The organism is Microbacterium sp. Beta (assembly GCF_005502545.1).
Lineage (GTDB): Bacteria > Actinomycetota > Actinomycetes > Actinomycetales > Microbacteriaceae > Microbacterium > Microbacterium oxydans.
The window spans coordinates 103,564-120,854 of record NZ_SCOG01000010.1; the positions used below are offsets into that span (position 1 = coordinate 103,564).

At 68.6% G+C, this 17,291-nt stretch carries 15 protein-coding genes; 9 read left to right on the forward strand and 6 right to left on the reverse strand.

Annotation, left to right across the window (positions count from 1 at the left end; all coding sequences use genetic code 11):
• Nucleotides 1–19: 19 nt before the first annotated feature.
• Together FFS56_RS11980 and FFS56_RS11985 are read right to left on the reverse strand one after the other, a co-directional pair.
• The gene (locus tag FFS56_RS11980; protein WP_028503472.1) at nt 20–748 is read right to left on the reverse strand and encodes a response regulator transcription factor; all 729 of its coding nucleotides are present in this window, start codon (nt 746–748) and stop codon (nt 20–22) included.
• 79 nt (nt 749–827) lie between these two features.
• On the reverse strand, nt 828–1,805 hold the full coding sequence (locus FFS56_RS11985) for an acetylxylan esterase (protein ID WP_208644297.1): 978 nt from the start codon (nt 1,803–1,805) through the stop codon (nt 828–830).
• A gap of 124 nt (nt 1,806–1,929) precedes the next feature.
• On the opposite strand from FFS56_RS11985, the gene FFS56_RS11990 reads away from it, so the two are divergent.
• The gene (locus FFS56_RS11990) at nt 1,930–2,343 is read left to right on the forward strand and encodes a hypothetical protein (protein ID WP_127011941.1); all 414 of its coding nucleotides are present in this window, start codon (nt 1,930–1,932) and stop codon (nt 2,341–2,343) included.
• Nucleotides 2,344–2,385: 42 nt separating this feature from the next.
• Nucleotides 2,386–5,940: a hypothetical protein gene (locus FFS56_RS11995; RefSeq protein ID WP_137772057.1), complete on the forward strand. Its 3,555-nt coding sequence runs from the start codon at nt 2,386–2,388 to the stop codon at nt 5,938–5,940.
• A gap of 81 nt (nt 5,941–6,021) precedes the next feature.
• Here FFS56_RS11995 and FFS56_RS12000 read toward each other — a convergent pair whose 3' ends face one another.
• Entirely contained in the window at nt 6,022–7,182 is a 1,161-nt protein-coding gene (locus FFS56_RS12000; protein ID WP_127011943.1) for a mandelate racemase/muconate lactonizing enzyme family protein, read from the reverse strand.
• An 80-nt stretch (nt 7,183–7,262) separates the two neighbouring features.
• Nucleotides 7,263–8,066: an IclR family transcriptional regulator gene (locus tag FFS56_RS12005; protein WP_046748916.1), complete on the reverse strand. Its 804-nt coding sequence runs from the start codon at nt 8,064–8,066 to the stop codon at nt 7,263–7,265.
• Between the two features lie 228 nt (nt 8,067–8,294).
• Between FFS56_RS12005 and FFS56_RS12010 the strand changes: the two genes are divergently transcribed.
• Genes FFS56_RS12010 through FFS56_RS12020 form a run of 3 tightly spaced genes read left to right on the forward strand, consistent with a single transcriptional unit; the run spans nt 8,295 to nt 11,455 of the window.
• The gene (locus FFS56_RS12010; protein ID WP_045262209.1) at nt 8,295–9,233 is read left to right on the forward strand and encodes a sugar ABC transporter permease; all 939 of its coding nucleotides are present in this window, start codon (nt 8,295–8,297) and stop codon (nt 9,231–9,233) included.
• Complete coding sequence (locus tag FFS56_RS12015; protein ID WP_052674532.1) at nt 9,233–10,090, forward strand: carbohydrate ABC transporter permease; 858 nt, start codon at nt 9,233–9,235, stop codon at nt 10,088–10,090. Before FFS56_RS12010 ends, FFS56_RS12015 begins: the two co-directional genes overlap by 1 nt.
• A gap of 51 nt (nt 10,091–10,141) precedes the next feature.
• Nucleotides 10,142–11,455 carry an extracellular solute-binding protein gene (locus FFS56_RS12020; RefSeq protein WP_127011944.1) on the forward strand — a complete coding sequence of 438 codons (1,314 nt, stop codon included), beginning with the start codon at nt 10,142–10,144 and terminating at the stop codon, nt 11,453–11,455.
• Nucleotides 11,456–11,530: 75 nt separating this feature from the next.
• Here the strand turns inward: FFS56_RS12020 and FFS56_RS12025 are convergent, their stop codons facing one another.
• Complete coding sequence (locus FFS56_RS12025; RefSeq protein WP_046748917.1) at nt 11,531–12,250, reverse strand: SDR family oxidoreductase; 720 nt, start codon at nt 12,248–12,250, stop codon at nt 11,531–11,533.
• Nucleotides 12,247–13,140 carry a dihydrodipicolinate synthase family protein gene (locus FFS56_RS12030; RefSeq protein ID WP_227751368.1) on the reverse strand — a complete coding sequence of 298 codons (894 nt, stop codon included), beginning with the start codon at nt 13,138–13,140 and terminating at the stop codon, nt 12,247–12,249. The genes FFS56_RS12025 and FFS56_RS12030 overlap by 4 nt, the downstream gene beginning before the upstream one ends.
• A gap of 137 nt (nt 13,141–13,277) precedes the next feature.
• On the opposite strand from FFS56_RS12030, the gene FFS56_RS12035 reads away from it, so the two are divergent.
• From FFS56_RS12035 to FFS56_RS12050, 4 genes are all read left to right on the forward strand, one after another.
• On the forward strand, nt 13,278–14,186 hold the full coding sequence (locus tag FFS56_RS12035; protein ID WP_127011945.1) for an SMP-30/gluconolactonase/LRE family protein: 909 nt from the start codon (nt 13,278–13,280) through the stop codon (nt 14,184–14,186).
• The gene (locus FFS56_RS12040; protein ID WP_197077707.1) at nt 14,183–14,827 is read left to right on the forward strand and encodes a bifunctional 4-hydroxy-2-oxoglutarate aldolase/2-dehydro-3-deoxy-phosphogluconate aldolase; all 645 of its coding nucleotides are present in this window, start codon (nt 14,183–14,185) and stop codon (nt 14,825–14,827) included. Before FFS56_RS12035 ends, FFS56_RS12040 begins: the two co-directional genes overlap by 4 nt.
• 101 nt (nt 14,828–14,928) lie before the next feature.
• Complete coding sequence (locus tag FFS56_RS12045) at nt 14,929–16,386, forward strand: ABC transporter permease (RefSeq protein ID WP_127011946.1); 1,458 nt, start codon at nt 14,929–14,931, stop codon at nt 16,384–16,386.
• 74 nt (nt 16,387–16,460) lie between these two features.
• Complete coding sequence (locus FFS56_RS12050) at nt 16,461–17,207, forward strand: ABC transporter ATP-binding protein (protein ID WP_127011947.1); 747 nt, start codon at nt 16,461–16,463, stop codon at nt 17,205–17,207.
• Nucleotides 17,208–17,291: the final 84 nt, after the last annotated feature.

Here is a 17,291-nt window from a genome sequence, read left to right on the forward strand (position 1 = left end):
CTCATCGTCGTCGCCGAGCTCACTGAGGGGCCTTGATCATGTAGCCGACGCCGCGGACGGTGTGCAGCAGTGGCGTGCGTCCGGCGTCGATCTTCTTGCGCAGGTACGAGATGTACAGCTCGACGACCGATGACTTGCCGCCGAAGTCGTAGCTCCACACCCGGTCGAGGATCTGCGCCTTCGAGAGCACCCGGCGCTCGTTGCGCATCAGGTAGCGCAACAGCTCGAACTCGGTCGCGGTGAGCTCGATCTCGGTGCCGTCGCGCACGACCTCGTGGCTGTCCTCGTTGAGGGTGAGGTCGGCGACGCGCAGGATCGACTGGCCGTCGTCAGCGGTGGCGTGGCCGGTGCGGCGGATGATCGCCCGCAGGCGCGCGATCACCTCTTCCAGGCTGAACGGTTTGGTGACGTAGTCGTCGCCGCCCGCTGTGAGGCCGGCGACGCGATCGCCCACAGCATCCTTCGCGGTGAGGAACAGGACCGGGACCAGGTTGCCGGCTTCACGGAGTCGCTTGAGCACCGACATCCCGTCGAGATCGGGCATCATGATGTCCAGCACGAGTGCGTCGGGCTCGAACTCGCGCGCGACCTGGAGAGCCTCCATCCCGGAGGAGGCGGTGCGCACCTCCCATCCTTCCATTCGCAGCGCCATCGCGAGCAGGTCGGTAAGCATCTGCTCGTCGTCGACGGCGAGGATGCGCAAGGGGGAGCCGTCGGGACGGCGCAGTTCGGGCAGGTCGCTGGTCATGTCCCTATTCTGCGGAATCTCCTATGCGATTTCTATGGAGAACGCTATGCATCTTCTGAGAAGCGATCCGTCGGGGTGTTCAGATCAGACGGTCGTCGGGCAGTGCGAGGAAGTCGATGCCGTCCTGAAGCGCGAGTCGGTCCGACAGCTCGCCGACCGTTCCGGGAAGGTGGCCCGCCGCCCGCACGCCGAGGCGCTTCGGGCCGGACACGGCGTGGTAGACCGCGAACTGCCCGCGTGGATCGACGGCGGGGTCGAGCACGGCCGCGCTCACGTGCACGGGCAGCCGCAGCCGCCGGGCTGCGATCGCCGCGTCGAAGTAGTCGAGCACCGGCCGGACCTCCGGGTGCTCGCGGAGGTGCAGGCGCACGGCCTCACCACTCCCGGTGCATCTCCGTGACAGGCGCACGTCGTGGTTGCCGAAGCTCGGGACATCGAGCGCGGCGCGACGGAACCGCCCGTCCCACGGCAGGGCGAGCGCGCCGATGCCGCCGCCGAAGCTGCCGCCGCTGAAGTCGAGCGCTCCCGCTGCGGATGGGGCCATCTCGAGGAGCACGGTCGCCGCTCGCCAGATGTCGGCGGCGCTGAAGCGGTGCGAGTAGGTGTCGCGGTGTTCGATCCCTGCCAGCACGTGCTCGTCGGGCGATGCGGGGAACCGGCTGCTCGTGCCGATATGGGTTCCGGGGGCGACCGGGAAGATCGCGGCGGTATCGGAGGCGACGCGTTCGATGTCGGGGCCGGTGCGACCGCCGTAACCGTGGCCGACGACGAGGCCTCGGCGGGTCACGTCGGCAGCGTGCGGAAGCATCACGAACGCGACTGCCGCCTCGCCGGCGGAGGAACGGAAGCGGATCTCGGCGACGCGATGCGTCGGGGTCTCGGGGTGCTCCTGGACGACCTCCCAGGCCACGCTGCCCGTGCCGAACTCCTCGAAGGAGGCCCTCCAGAAATCGTCGAAATCCGACGGTTCCACGGGGGGATCGAGTGGGGTCAGGAGCGTGCTCAGCGAGTACTCCGTCATCTCCTCAGGCGGGGTCTCGGGCGGGGAGTGCGTCACCGCGTGCATCCTTTCGGGTGGGCTGCCTCGTCGACGCTACCGGTGTCGACGGGGCATGTGGGCTCGGGTGATCGGTGCGGCGCACGCATTGACATCATCGCATAGGAATTGCATTATGTGCATCATGGATGCAACTCCTGGCGACGGTGCCGAACACAATCCCCTGATGTGGAGCCGACGCTCCGTGCTGCGAATGCTCGTGATCGCCGGCGTGCTCCCCCCGGTGCTCGGCTCGCCGGGCGGCATGGCCCCCGCGGCGGCCACCGAACTCACCACCGCCGGCGGGGTGTATGCCGATGCTCTGCGGCGACTGGACAAACCGAACCTCGCCTTCACACAGGTCGCTCAGCTGGTGGGACAGAACCATCGCATGACCTTCCTGCAGGCGACGTGGGACGGTGGCGCGACGATCGTGCGCGACCTCGAGGTCAAGCACAACGGCGGATGGCTGCAGATCACCGACCCCGCCCACCGCTTCGACGAGCAGTGGCTCGTGCTGGAGGGCACGCTGCCGGCCGGGAGCGCTCCGGAGCTGTAGGGCCCGCTCGCGCCGAGCTGGCTGGGCTTCACCTCGTTCCAGGTGCTCGGGCCGCAGGCGATCGAACTGACCACCAGCACAGACGACGTCGACCTGGTGGTCCGCTGGCGGCTGGAGGGAGCGCAGCCCGAGGCGCACTACGTGCTCACGGCCAAGACCGCAGGCGACTACATCGTCGGTTACCAGAGCCAGGACACCCGGTCGATCGACGACCTCGACGAGGTGCTCTGCGGGTCCTATCAGCACGCCCTCTCGGTGCTCGACGGCTCGGCGCCGCTGGGGGCGTGGGAGCTCTTCGCACCGATGGCGCTGACGCAGTACGCGATCGGCGACGTCGCCGTCACCTCGGGTGTCTATCTGCCGTCGGAGGTCGCCGAGTTCGTGCACGAGCGGCAGCTGATGTCGGACCGACAGCCGTACGGCATGAGTCTGCGCAACGACAGCCTCGACATCGTGCCGTCCATGTACGCACCCCAGCCGGGGCTGCGGACGGCGATGACGGTCGGTCAGCAGCGTGGGTTCGCCTTCGGCCTCGCCGCGCGCGCCGACACGCTGTACGGCATCTACACGCAGCTGTGCCGCAACGAGTACGGCCTCACGGCGTACCGGCACAACGTCTACGACCGGTCGCTCACCGACGCCGTGCACGCCATGGCGGAGCTGATCGCCGTCGAGCCCAGCGGCGACGACTCCATCGACTACGTGCCGTCGTACTCGGGGTGGTGGAACCGTGCCAAGGGGTTCGTCGACGTCGAGAACGAGGATGCCGTCCGCGCGGCGGCGAGCGGTGTCGTGCTCTCCGCGCACTACCTGACGGGGACCGCGGACGGCACCCTCTACGACCGCCGTGCCAGGCCGCTCGTCGAGTATCAGCTCTCCCGCAAGGGCATCGGGCATACGCCGATGATCGGCAGCCCGGTCTACAACGACAAGACGCAGTACCGGATCGGTCGCATCCCCACCGACGCCGTGAACCTCGCGTCGCTGTATCAGCTCACCCACGGGCGCAACGCCGGCATCCAGCGGCTCGCGGTGCAGGCGACCAAAGCGGGTGTGGTCGGGCAGAGCAGAGCCCCGTTCTCGAACGCGCTGGCGACCTACCGGGTGACGGGGGATCCGGCCTATCTCACGGAAGCCACCCTGATCGCGCGGCGGTACTCGCAGGAGCAGATCCTGACGCCCTATCGCAGCAACGGCCAGCCGCCCGGTGGCTTCGCCTACAGCTTCTCGAAGTACTGGGTCGACCTGCTGGAGATGTTCGAGGCCACGGGCGAGTCCGAGTTCCTCGACGGCGCATACCGCGAGGTGCAGCGTTTCATCACGCAGACGGCCGTGCGCCCGGTGCCGGACACGACGGTCACGGTGCCGGTCGGATCCGTGATCACGCAGCAGTACGACTGGGAGTCGCGCTCGTCCCTCCCGTCGTATCCCACCACCGACGTGCCGACCGAGACGGTGCCGGCCTGGTACGTGTCCCCGTCGGGGCTGACGTTCGAGGCATTGTCGTCGTTCAAGCTCGGTGTCAGCACGCTCACGAACCCCGGTGGCGGCTACGTGTTCAACCCGTGCTGGGCCGGAGCACTGCTGCGCCTGGCACACCACACCGGAGACGAGCTGCTCGCCGACATCGCGCACAACATGGTGATCGGTCGCTTCACCACGTACCCCGGTTACTACGGGCGGCAGTTCCAGGTCGCGCACATGAAACCCGACTTCGCGACAAGCGGCCCGGTGGGCATCACGGGGTACTACTTCCACCACGCACCGGCCCAGCTCGGACTCGCGATGGACTACCTGATCAGCGAGAGCTTCTATCGGAGCGCGGGGGCCATCGAGTTCCCGCACGTGTTCGAGGCCGATTTCGCGTACTTCAAGTTCTTCGCCTACGGCCATGCCCCGGGAACGTTCTTCGGTGAAGACGGGGTCTGGCCGTACCTTCCCGCGGGGCTCATCGCGGTCGACAACCCTCTGGTCAACTGGATCGGCGGTGTCGGCAACGGCGCCCTGTACATCAGCCTGACCAACTCCGCCGGGACCGCGCAGCAGGTGGTCGTCGACCTCTCCAGCGACCTCACCGGGGTGCCCCGGAACTCCTCGACGCCCGTGGAGCTGGTGACGGCGAACGGCACTCGATCGACCGGAGCGGCGAGCAGCGGACGGGTCACCGTGACGGTCCCCGCGCGCGGGCTGGTGGCCCTCGTGGTGCGCGACGTCGACGTGCAGCGTCCCGAACTGCCGTTCGACGACATCGTCGATCACGGGCCGGACAGCTTCCACGAGGTCGACTCCGACCCGGCGACCGAGTACGGCGTCGCGCGAGGGATGCTCCTGGTGCGCCCCGACGGTCAGGGGTACGACGCGTACGTGCAGATCGACACGGAACAGCAGGCGACGCTGTCGTACCGGATCGGCGGGAACGCGGTGCAGCAGGCGCCCCAGAAGGCGTACCCGTTCGAATGGACGATCCCGGTCGACGACCTGACCGACACCTTCCGGTACACGATCACCTCCGGCGGAGTGACCATGCCCGAGGTCACGCTGAAGCTGCCCGCACGGATCAGCGGTGCGAACCCGGGTCTCGCGGGAGATGTCATCGCGCAGGCGACGGGCACCGCCGGCGACCGTGTGCCGCTGACGATCGAAGTGCGCAACGCGACGGACGACCCGATCACCGGCACGGTCGCGATCACACTCCCGTCAGGGTGGCAGCTCGACGGCGCGGTCCCGGCCGTCTCCGTCCCGGCGCAGGGCTCAGCCCGCATGGAATCGGCCGCGGTGATCGCCACCGCCGCACCGCTCGGTGAGGTCGAGGTGAAGGCGAAGCTCACGGTCACGGGCGAGGATCCCGTCACGCTCAGACCGGCCGCGATCGAGGTGATCGACCGGCGCCGACTGGTGTCGCTCACCTCCGATGTCGAGATCGTGAACGGGCCAGGCGCCGTCGCGAAGCTGACCGCACTCGTCATCAACACCGGGGTGACGCCCCTGCAGGGCACGCTCGCCCTCTACGGCCTCACGGGGTGGAGCGTCGGACAGCAGAGCACGACGATCACCGTGCCACTGCGATCGGATCTGACCCATACCTGGACGGTGACGGCCGGCTCCGGTGTCGCACCCGGATCGTCGACGCGCTTCGAGGCACGCCTCGATCAGAGCCTCAGGAGGGGAGTGCTCGTGCGCGTCGCCGACGAGGGCGTGATCGCCCACACGCAGTCGCCGTGGCCGGGGTACCTCGAGGCGGGGAACTGGTACCCCAGCGGACTCTCCGGCTGGAACGGCACCCGCACGCGGTACAGCGATTCCGACTCGGTGGGTAGCACTGTGACGTGGAACGTCGACCTCCCGCAGGCAGGGCTCTACCGTGTCTCGGTCTGGTACCCGACGAACCCCACGACCACGACGTCGGCGGCCTACGTCGTGGAGCATCAGAACGGCAGCTCCGAGGTGATCGTGGACCAGACCCAGGGCGCAGCCGCCTGGCGCTCGCTGGGCTCGTTCCGCTACGCGGCCGGTGCGACGGGCACGGTGCGACTCGAGGTGCGCAACACCAGCATCCACCGGGTCAGCGCCGCGCAGTTCGTCCGTATCGGCGACTGACTCCCCGGTTCGAATCGCGCAAATGGTCGCATCCGCCAGGCGGATGCGACCATTTGCGCGATTCTGAGGAGAGTTGACGACTCAGTGGCGCACATACTCCTTGATCGCGTCCTCGTCGACCGCGACGCCGAGGCCCGGGCCGGTCGGGACGACGAAGCCGCCGTCGGCGCGTACCTCGAGGGGCGTCGTGAGCAGACGGTTGGCGACCGGGAGCGTAAACGGCTGGTACTCGAACGCGAGGAGCGAGGCGGCGCTCGCCGCGACGTGAACGCCGGCGGCCATCGCGATGCCGAAGGCCGCCGAGTGGTGAGGGGCGACCTGCACGTGGAAGGCGTCGGCGACCGCCGAGATCGCGAGACCCTCGGTGATGCCGGTACGGCCGATGTCGGGCTGCGTGAGGCCGACCGCGCGGCGGGTGAGCCAGTCGGTGAACTCGAAGCGGCTGCGCATCGCCTCGCCGACCGCGATCGGTGTCGCGAGCGCGGAAGCGAGGTCTCGGTGGCCCTCCACGTCTTCCGGAGCGAGTGGCGCCTCGAAGAACCAGGCCCTGCGGTCGTCGAGCTCCCGGCCGAGAGCACGGGCCTCGCCGAGGCGGTAGGTCCAGTGCGCGTCGAGCGCGACGTCGAGGTCGGGGTGAACGCCGCGGACCGCATCGTAGGTGGCGAGGTCGGTGCGGATGTCGACGCCGAGGTGCAGCTTGATGCGCCGCACGCCCCCTTCGACGAGCTCGGCCGTCTTCTCCGCGCGCTCGACGTCGTCTACGCCGCGGATGCCCGAGACGTACGTGGGCAGCACCTCGTGGAAGCGTCCGCCGGCGAGCTCCGAGACCGAGAGCCCGGTCGCGTGACCCCAGAGGTCCCACAGGGCGATGTCGACGGCTGCCAAGGCGTCGGCCTGATGGCCGGTGAGGTGCCCGCGCTCGCGCATCGACTCGGTCATCCGGTGCCAGAGCGTGCGCACCGAACGCGGGTCCTCGCCGAGGATGAGCGGGGCCAGCAGGTTGTCCACGATCGCCGCGACCACGATCGGGGCGACCGGAGCGAGCGCTTCGCCCCACCCGATCAGCCCCTCGTCGGTCTCGATCTTCACCAGCAGGGTCTCGTAACCGGGGGAGTACAGGCTCCGCCACGGTGGGCGGATCACATAGCCGCGGTGGTCGACGGCGGTGTCGCCCGCGTAGGAGTTGTTCGCCTCCTCCTTCGAGAGGTAGAGGGGAAAGGTCTGGACGCGCGTGATTCTCACAGGGGTCTCCAAAGACATCGATGGGCGAGCGGCCGGCGGCTGGTGCCGCGGTCAGGGGTAGGGAGCGTCGCGGCCGGGCGTCAGAGCGCGGCGAACGCGGATGCGGTGCGGGAAGGGCTGTATCCGAGGGCGACGGAGATCTCGTCGGCTGCTTCGATCAGCTGCAGCGCGAGCTCCTGATGCGGGGCGTGCAGATCCAACACGGACAGCGGGCCGCTCGCCGAGATGCCGGCCACGATCTCGCCCGCACGGTTGCGGATCGGGGCGGCGATGCAGGCGCGTCCGAAGGCGAGTTCCTCGATCTCGGTCGAGTAGCCGCGGCTGCGCGTCTCATCGAGCGCGAGCTGCATGGCCTCGCGGTCGACGATCGTGTGCGGGGTGAAGCGCTGCGGTGCCTGCGCGAAGTACTCGTCCACCTGCGCGTCGGTCATGCCGGAGAGCAGTGCCTTGCCGATGCCCGTGGCGTGCAGGGGACCCGTGCGGCCCGCCATGTCGAACGACTTCGGTGCGAGCGCCCCCTCGAAGTTGCACAGGTACATGAAGGTGAAGCCGCTGAGCTCGGCGACGTTCACACCGATCTCGATCCGGCGGGCGAGGTTCTGCGCGATCTGCCGCGCTGCGCGGAAGATGGGGGAGCCGTTGAGGGCGATCGTGCCGAGCGAGACGGCGGCCGGACCCAGGCGGTACAGGCCGGTGCGCGGGTCCTGGACCACGAACTTCATGCGGTCCAGCGCCGACATCATCCGCGAGACCGTGGACTGGCCGAGCCCGGTGAGGGTGCAGAGCTCCGAGACCCGCAGTTCGCCCGATTCCTCGGTGAAGCAGGCGAGCAACGACATCGCCCGTTCGACGGTCTGGGTGCCGCCCACCGATTCCGATGCCATGGTCACTCCTCCTCAGTACTGCCGCCGCGTGGGCGACGTCGCGGCTGGTCACCGCTGCCAGTCATCCTATTCAGAGAAATGGCTTCGAGCAACACAAATGTGGGTGTCGTATGCATTTTGTGGATTTCGCATCTGCATTGTGGTTAACTGGCCGCACGTCGACGTCGACGACTGTGACGACGACGCGCAGGGCCCCGCGGGGGTCGTCTCTACTGGAAAGTGACTGCAATGCAACAAGCCATACTCGAGCGGCCCGCAGAGAGCGAGCAGAAGGCCGTCGAGCCACGCTCCGGGCGACGCTCCACGCTGGGCGCGAAGGATCGCACCTTCGGTTTCATGATCGCACTTCCCGCGGTCCTCCTGTTCCTCGTGATCGCGATCTTCCCTCTCGTGTCGAGCATCTTCACGAGCCTGTTCGATCAATCCCTCCTGCGTCCGGAGCGCACGTTCGTCGGTCTCGACAACTACGCGGCCGTCTGGGACGAGTTCTTCGCGCGGCTCGGCACGACCCTCGTCTTCGCGTCGCTCTCCACGATCTTCCCGCTCGTGCTCGGCGTGGCCCTGGCGCTGCTGCTGAACGCCCGCATGCGCGGACGGAACATCCTGCGCGGGGCCCTCATGCTTCCCTGGCTGCTCCCCGGTGTGGTCGTCTCCTTTCTCTGGGCGTGGATCTTCAACGACAGCTACGGCGTCGTCAACCACGTGCTCTCGGTGTTCGGCCTTCCCGAGGTCAGCATGCTGGGCACCCCGACCGGCGCCATGGCGGCCGTGGTCATCGCCAAGACGTGGCACTCGTTCCCCTGGATCATGGTCGTGGCCCTCGCGGTGCTGCAGACCCTTCCGAGCGAGCAGATCGAGGCCGCCACCATCGACGGAGCGACTCGCGCGCAGCGGTTCCGCCACATCTCCCTGCCGCACATCGCAGGCCCCGTGACCCTCGTCGCCGTCCTGGAGTTCATCTACAACTTCGGCAACTTCGACACGATCTTCGTCATGACCGGTGGAGGGCCGGGCAACTCGACCACGACGCTCGCGGTCAGCCTCTACGATCTCGCCTTCGGCAGCTACGAGCTGGGCAAGGCCTCAGCCATGGGCACGCTCTGGCTGGTCCTGCTGGCCATCATCACCACCGGATACCTGTTCCTCAACCGACGGCTGGAGAAGTGATGCGCCGTAGTCGCGATGTGGGGGAGTCGATCATCCGCCCCCACCTGTCCATCCCGGGACGTGTCCTGCTCCTGCTGCTGGCGCTGTTCGGCCTGCTCCCGGTGTACTGGCTCACGGCCACCGCTTTCACGAAGAAGGAGGACGTCTTCTCCCTCGACCGTCCGTTCTTCCCTGTGGATCCGACCTTCGAGAACTTCATCGGCTTCTTCCAGAACGACCTGCTGCTGAAGAACCTCCTCAACAGCATCATCGTCTCCACCGGAACCGCTCTGCTCGCCGTCCTGGTCGGCGGACTGATGGCGTACTCCCTGTCGAAGTTCCGCTACCGCGGTCGCAACGCCGTCATGTTCATGTTCCTCATCGGCCAGTTGATCCCCGGTGCGCTGCTGCTCATCTCGCTCTACCTGATGCTGAGCTCGGCAGGGCTGCTGTACACCTATACGGCACTGATCATCTCGTTCACGACGTTCACGCTGCCGCTCGCGGTGTTCCTGCTGAAGGGCATCATCGACGCACTGCCGGACGACATCATCGAGGCGGCCAAGGTCGACGGACTCTCGCGCACGGGGACGATGTTCCGCATCGTGTTCCCGCTCGTGGTCCCCGGACTCATCACCGCCGGGATGTTCGCCTTCATGCGGGGCTGGAGCGATCTCCTCTTCGCCCTCACGCTCGCAGGACCCGACAAGCAGACGCTGCCGGCGGGTCTCACCCAGGCGTTCATCCGCGAGGGCACGGCGGACTGGCCCGCGCTCATGGCGGCGTCCCTGATCACCTCCCTCCCACTCGTCCTCATCTTCATCCTCCTGCAGCGCTATTTCGTCTCCGGCCTCGCCGCCGGGGCGGTCAAGGGATAGCGCCGCACCGCAGCACCGCTCGTCACCCCTCATCCCGAAGGAGCAGTCTCCATGAACATCTCGAACTCGCAGCTGAGCCGCCGAGCCTTCCTCGGAGGCGGAACCGTCCTGGCGGCGTTCGGCGCACTCGCGCTCGCCGGCTGTGCGACCCCCGCCGCCCCCGGCACCGGAGCCGGAGCCACGGCCGCAGGAGCCACCAAGGCCAAGACCATCAACTTCTACGGCAACTCGCTCGGCGAAGAGGCTCTGAAGTCGGCGTGGCAGGGCATCCTCGACGGCTTCTCGAAGCAGGAGGGCGTCAAGGTCGCCCCGGTCATCTACCCCTACGATCAGGCCGCCACGCAGCTGGCTCTGACCGGACGCTCCGGCAACCTTATGGGCGTCGGGCAGTCGGGCGGGTGGCAGGTGCTGACCCCCATGAACGTGCTCGCCGACCTCTCCGACCTCGCGAAGGGGCTGGGCATCCCGCAGGGTGTGCTCGACTCCTACACGATGGACGGCAAGCTGCTCGTGCTCCCGCTCACGGCTGCCGGTATCGGCATCATCACCAACGGCGAGATCGCGAAGAGCGTCGGCATCAAGTCGGGCATGACCGTGGAGCAGTTCGCCACGGCGCTCGAGAAGATCAAGAAGCAGGACTCGTCGCTGATCCCTTACGCCGCCGTCACGAAGAACCCCGACCTGAAGGACGCCGTCCCGTGGATGTGGGGCTTCGGCAGCGACGTCGTCACCGATGACCTCACGTGCACCCTCGGGGATGCCGAGAGCGTCAAGGCCGTCACCTGGTACAAGTCCCTGCAGGATGCCGGTCTGACGCAGACGAACGTGGCACGCAGCGATGCCCGCATCCTGTTCGCGAGCGGTCGGGCGGCCCTGTACGACGATGCCCCGCTCGCGTCGACCTTCGTCAAGACGAACGGTGCGGCGCAGAGCATCATCGACAACATCGGCGCGATCTCGCGTCCGACCGCCGGTGGCAAGGACTCCTTCAACCGGGCTTGGGGCAGTGGTGTCTTCGCGACGGCGGGTGAGGGAGAGCTCACGAGCCGCGACTTCATCCTCTACGCCGCGACGAACGTCGAAGCGGCGACCGCGCTCTACGAGAACTCCGCTGTGGCCCCGGCCGCCAAGAGCGTCGCGGACAAGATCCCCGCCCTCGCAGCGGACAAGTTCCAGGGAGCCTTCCGCACCGAGGTCTCCGAGCATGCACGCGGTGCCGCGTGGGACCGCGTCGCGGTGACCGCGCAGATCGACGCCGCGATCGGCGCGGGTGTCGCGACGATCCTCGCCGGGCAGGTCGAGGTGCAGGCCGGCCTCAACGCGCTGAAGAAGGAAGTCCAGGGGCTGCTCGACGCCAACTCCTGATCGAGAGCTGCTGGAGATACGAAGAAGGCCGCGTCCCCGGAAAGGGACGCGGCCTTCTTCGTAGAGGTGAGCGGGTCAGAGCCAGCGTTCGCGCAGCACCGGCTTGAGCCAGGCCGCGGGGGAGGAGATCGACAGGCCGCCGTCGACCGCGATCGACGTGCCGGTGACGAAGGACGCGGCGTCGGAGGCGAGGAACGCCACGACGGACGCGACCTCCTCCGGACGGCCGATGCGTCCGAGCGGGTAGCCCTCGCTCTCGCCGGTGTCCTGCGCGGAGATGCTGCCCGGCTGCACGGCGTTCACGCGGATGCCTCGGGGGCCGTAGTCCAGCGCCAGCTGCCGTACGAGGCCGTCCACTCCGGCCTTGGCGGCTGCGTAGGCGGCCAAGGCCGGGGCGGCGAGCGACGAGTTCACGGAGGTCACCGCGACGATCGACGATCCGGCGGAGAGGCGGGGAAGAGCCGCGCGCGCCACGAAGAACGCCGAGTCGAGCGTGGCCCCCAGGGCGCCGCGCCAGTCTTCGTCGCTCGTGGTCTCGGCGCGGGCGATCGGCATGCGTCCGGCGGCGAGCACGACGACATCGAGTCGGCCGAGAGCCTGCTCCGCATCCGCGACGGCGCGATCGGCGGCCTCCGGCCGACTGCAGTCCGCGACGAGATACCGCGCGAAGACGGCGTCGTCGCTGTCATCGATCCCCACGCCGACGACGGTGTCCCCGCCGTCGGCGAAGGCACGGGCGATCGCGAGACCGATGTCGGAGCTGCCGCCGATCAGCAGCACGCCGCGGCCGGTCACACGCGCACCGTGGTGGGGATGGGGGGAAGGGCGAGCTCGTCGATCACGAGCTTCACGGACGCACGGCTGCCGGAGTCGAGGCGCGACGCGGGGTAGCGGACCGTCGCGTGGTCGATGATGCCGCGCGCGACGAGAACCTCCTTGTGCACCGCCCATGCGATGCCGCCCTGCAGACCGATGAGCACGAGAGGGAGCATACGACGGAACTCGGCTCTGGCCTCGTCGACGCGCCCCTCCAGGAACCTGTCGAGCACCGGGCCGAGCAGGTCGGGGAACTCGCAGGCGGGCATCGTGCCGACGGCGCCCCTGGCGTACTCCTCCAGGCAGAACTGCGCGTTCTGTCCGCCGAGCACGGCGAAGTCGGGGTCATCGATCGCCGAGACCACGGCCCCGACCTTGGGTGCCGTCGGGGGAGCTTCCACCTTGACCGAGTCGACGCCGTCGAGCCGGGCGATCTCGGCGATGAGAGCCGGAGCCATCACCACGCCGGTGACGCCGGGAGCGTCCTGCACCATGACGGAGAGCGACGTGGCCGCGGCCACGTCGCCGTAGAAGTCGACGAGCGTCGCTGCCGGCGGCTTCACCATGAACGGCGGAAGCACCATGAGCGCGTCGGCACCCCCTTCCTCCGCGAGGAGCGCCTGCTCGATCGAGGTCGCGGTGGACGTGCCGTTGACGCCGGCGATCACCGGGATCCGGCCGTCGACCACCCGGACGACATCGTCCAGAATCGTCCGACGTTCCTCCGTCGTCAGTGCGAAGCCCTCGCTCGCCATGCCGAAGACGGCGACACCGTCGACCCCGGAGGCGAGCTGGAACTCGACCAGCCGACGCAGGCCGGCACGGTCGAGGGCGCCCGATTCGTCGAAGGGTGTTGCCAGGATGGGCATCAAGCCATGGAGTGTCGGAGCCATCAGCTGTTTCCCGCCTTCATCATCGTCTGTCCACATTTCTCGCAAGTGTTATGCATATTGTGAGATAGTCTGCCACATAACGGTTACGAGCTACCAGCGAAGGACGCCCCCGGATGTCGCACACCCTGCCCTCCCGAACCGTCGAGATCCTCTCCGACGCCCGATACGTCCAGGCCGAGTCTCCACGGTGGGACGGTCGCGACGGCAGCCTCGCCTGGATCGACATGGCCACGGGTTCGCTGCACCGCGGGCGTATCGACGGCGGGCGAGTGATCCCCGGATCCGCGGTCGTCGTCGGCGCGCAGATCGGTGCCCCGATCCCGCTCGCGCAGCCGGGGCAGGGCTGGCTGGTCGGAGTCGATCGTCGCGTCGTGCACGTGAGCGACGACGGAGCCGTCTGCCCACTCACGGATGACATCGCCGCACCGGGGGACTACATGAACGACGGCGGCGGTGATCCGGTCGGTCGCTTCTGGGTGGGCACCCAGTCGATGCCCCGCGAACCGCACTGCACGCTGTGGAGCATCGACCCCGATGGTGAGCCGACTGCTCGCCTGGAAGGGGTCACGGTGTCCAACGGTCTCGCCTTCGACAGCACGGGATCCACGCTGTTCTACATCGACACTCTGCCGGACCGCAGCATCGAGGCCTTCGACGTGGCGCCGGACGGGGAGCTGTCGAATCGCCGCACGGTGTGCCGGGTCGAGGGCGGCAACCCCGACGGCATGGCGATCGACCTCGAGGGCATGCTCTGGGTCGCGGTCTGGGACGCCTCCGAGGTGCGCCGCTACTCTCCCGACGGTCAGCTCGTGGAGACCATCGTCCTTCCGGCGAAGCGTCCGACCGCCGTAGCCCTCGTTGACCGGTTGCTCGTGATCACCACCGCGAGCATCGGCCTGGCAGAACCAGCTGACGCCGACGGTGCGCTTCTCGGCGTGCGGGTCGAGGTCGGAGGGGTCCCCGCATACCCGTGGCGAGGTTCGGTGCCGACGGCCCGCATCGCAGGGGAGGGCGCGCTGTGAGCGCCGTCGACAACGAACAGCTGCGGGAACGGTTGCGCCGCACGCGGCTCGTCGCGATCCTCCGCGGAACCGACGTCGATGCGACGGTCGCCGCGGCACGGACCCTCCTGGAAGCCGGCGTGCGCACGCTCGAGATCGCGCTCACCCTCCCCGACGCGGAGGAGGCGATCGCGCAGGTGGTGCACGACGCTCCGGTCGACGCGCTGATCGGCGCCGGCACCGTGCTCGACGAGGCGGATGTCGATCGCGCCGTATCGGCCGGCGCGCAGTTCATGGTCACCCCGACGCTCAGCGCATCTGTGCCCTACGCCGTCAGCTGCGGCATCGGCGTCCTGCCCGGTGTCTACACGCCGACGGAGGTCCAGCGCGGTCACGACCTCGGCAGCGCGGCGGTGAAGCTGTTCCCCGCGTCGGCACTCGGTCCCGGCTTCATCCGCGCCGTGCGTGATCCGTTCCCGCACGCGCGGATCATCCCCGTGGGAGGTGTGAGCGTCGACACCGTCGGCGACTTTCTCGCGGCCGGTGCCTTCGGCGTCGGGGTCGGTGGACCTCTGGTCGGCGATGCGGCGACCTCAGGCGGCGACCTCGACGCTCTCGCTGTCCGCGCCAGGGCATTCGTGGAGGCCGTGCGGGCGGTGTGATCCGCGCTCCATAGCGTTCTCATCACCGGACCCTCGATTCCGCTTATGCGCGATTCCTAACGTCGATCTCGCCCCGCGATGGCCGCGGCGGAAGGAGAGAGATGTACGGAACATATCTGCGGCGCGAACTCGCCGGACGCAGGAAGCAGACCCTGATCGTCGCGATCGGGCTGGCGATCGCGATCGCACTGGTGATCGTGGTCAACGCCCTCACCGCGGGGGTGCGGGACGCCCAGGCGCAGGCTCTCGCGTCCGTCTACGGAGTCGGCACCGACCTCACGGTCACGGGCGCTGCCGCCGAGCCGGGCCAGGGGGAGGGGCCGCGCTTCGACTTCGATGCGGATGCCGGTGAGAGCGATGGTGAGACCACCACGCTCGCACAGTCCACGCTGCGAACCGACTTCCTGCGCGGCACCCTCGACTCGTCCGTGCTCGACACCGTCGCCGCGACCGACGGCGTCTCGGCGGCATCCGGGGCGCTGAGCCTCACGAACTCCACGTTCTCCGGCGAGGTGCCCAGCGGTGGATTCGCGCCGCAGGACGGCGAGCAGCCCGCCGCGCCGGAGGAAGGGCAGACGCCACCGGATGGCGCAGCGGGCGGCGGGGGCTCTTTCGGGGTGGACTCCTTCTCCGTGCTCGGCATCGATCCAGCTGCCACCGCCGTGGGACCGATGGCCTCGGCCACGGTCACGGACGGTCGCGGTCTCGACGCCGATGACGCCGAGGCACTGGTCGCCATGGTCGACAGCACGTACGCCTCCACGAACGGGATCACGGTCGGAGACACCATCGACGTGGCCGGCTCCGATGTGGAGGTCGTCGGGATCCTCGGATCCACGTCCGACAGTGCGGACACGGCGGCGAACGTGTATCTGCCGCTGCGCACAGCGCAGACGCTCGCCGGAGTCGACGACGTGATCTCCACCGTGTACGTCCAGGCCGATTCGGCCGCTTCGATCGATGCGGTCCAGTCCGCGCTCGCCGAAGAGCTCCCTGACGCCACCGTCACGTCGCAGTCCGAGCTCGCCTCGACGGTGTCGGGTTCCCTCTCCAGCGCCACGGCGCTGATCACGAACCTCGGCACCTGGCTCTCCGTCATCGTCCTCGCCGTCGCTCTGCTGCTCTCCGTGCTGCTCACCCTCTCGGGCGTGGGCCGTCGCACCAGGGAGTTCGGAACCCTCAAGGCGATCGGCTGGTCGAACGGGCGGGTCGTTCGCCAGGTAGCGGGCGAGTCGATGCTGCAGGGACTCATCGGGGGAGCCGCGGGCCTCGTCCTGGGTGTCATCGGCATCGTGCTCATCAACGTCCTGCGTCCCACCGTCGCTGCGAGTGGGGGAAGTCAAGCAGGTCCTGGCGGCATGGGCGGTGGCCCGACCGGAGGCGGGGCGGTGTTCCAGGGACAGCAGACGGCGGACATCGTGCTCCAGGCACCTTTCACGCCGGGGGTGCTGCTGGCCGCCGTCGGACTCGCCGTGCTCGGCGGTGTCGTCGCCGGAGCGTTCGGCGGCTGGAGGGCCGCCCGTCTCCGTCCCGCCGAGGCGCTGCGCTCGGTCGCATGACCAGGTCTCGGGCGAACGATGAGCGACCGAACCCGACATCCCCACAGAAGGACAGCCCAGAGAAGGAGAAGACCATGACCACGGCAGACCTCGCACCGACGGCGCCGACAGACGGGAGGGAGCAGCCGCTATACCGTGTCACGGGCGTCACCCGGACATACACGCAGAAGGGGCGCATCGTGAAAGTGCTGACGGGTGTGGACCTCGACATCATGTCCGGCGAGTTCGTCACGATCCAGGGCCCCACCGGAGGGGGCAAGTCGACCCTGCTGCAACTGCTCGGCGCCCTCGACACACCCTCCACCGGATCGCTTCTGCTGGACGGCAGCGAACTCGCGTCCGCTTCGAGCGCCGAGCTCACCCGGATCAGGGCGGAGGAGATCGGGTTCGTGTTCCAGGGGTTCAACCTGATCCCGACTCTCACCGCCACCGAGAACGTCGACATGGCGCTCGAGTCGCTGGGGGTCGACAGGGCCGAGCGACGCGCCAGGGTCGCGGAGGCTCTTGCCCACGTCGGTCTCGACGACAGAGGTGACCATCTGCCGGCGGAGCTCTCCGGAGGGCAGCAGCAGCGGGTCGCCATCGCGCGTGCCCTCGTCAAGAAGCCGCGAGTGCTGCTCGCCGACGAGCCGACGGGCAACCTCGATGAGAGCATGCGGGACGAGATCCTGGCGCTGCTCGAATCGCTGTGCGTCGAGGGGATCACGGTCATCGTGGTGACCCACGACTCGGCGGTGGCGCGGCGAGCGACCCGGCGTCTCCGTCTCGCGAAGGGCACGGTGCGCGACATCACGAGGGAGGGGATCGCTGCGGCGCCGTGAGCGGCGAGCCGTCGTGACCCGCGGGGGTCATGATGCACGAAGGGCCGGGTACCTCGCGGTACCCGGCCCTTCGTCGACGGGACG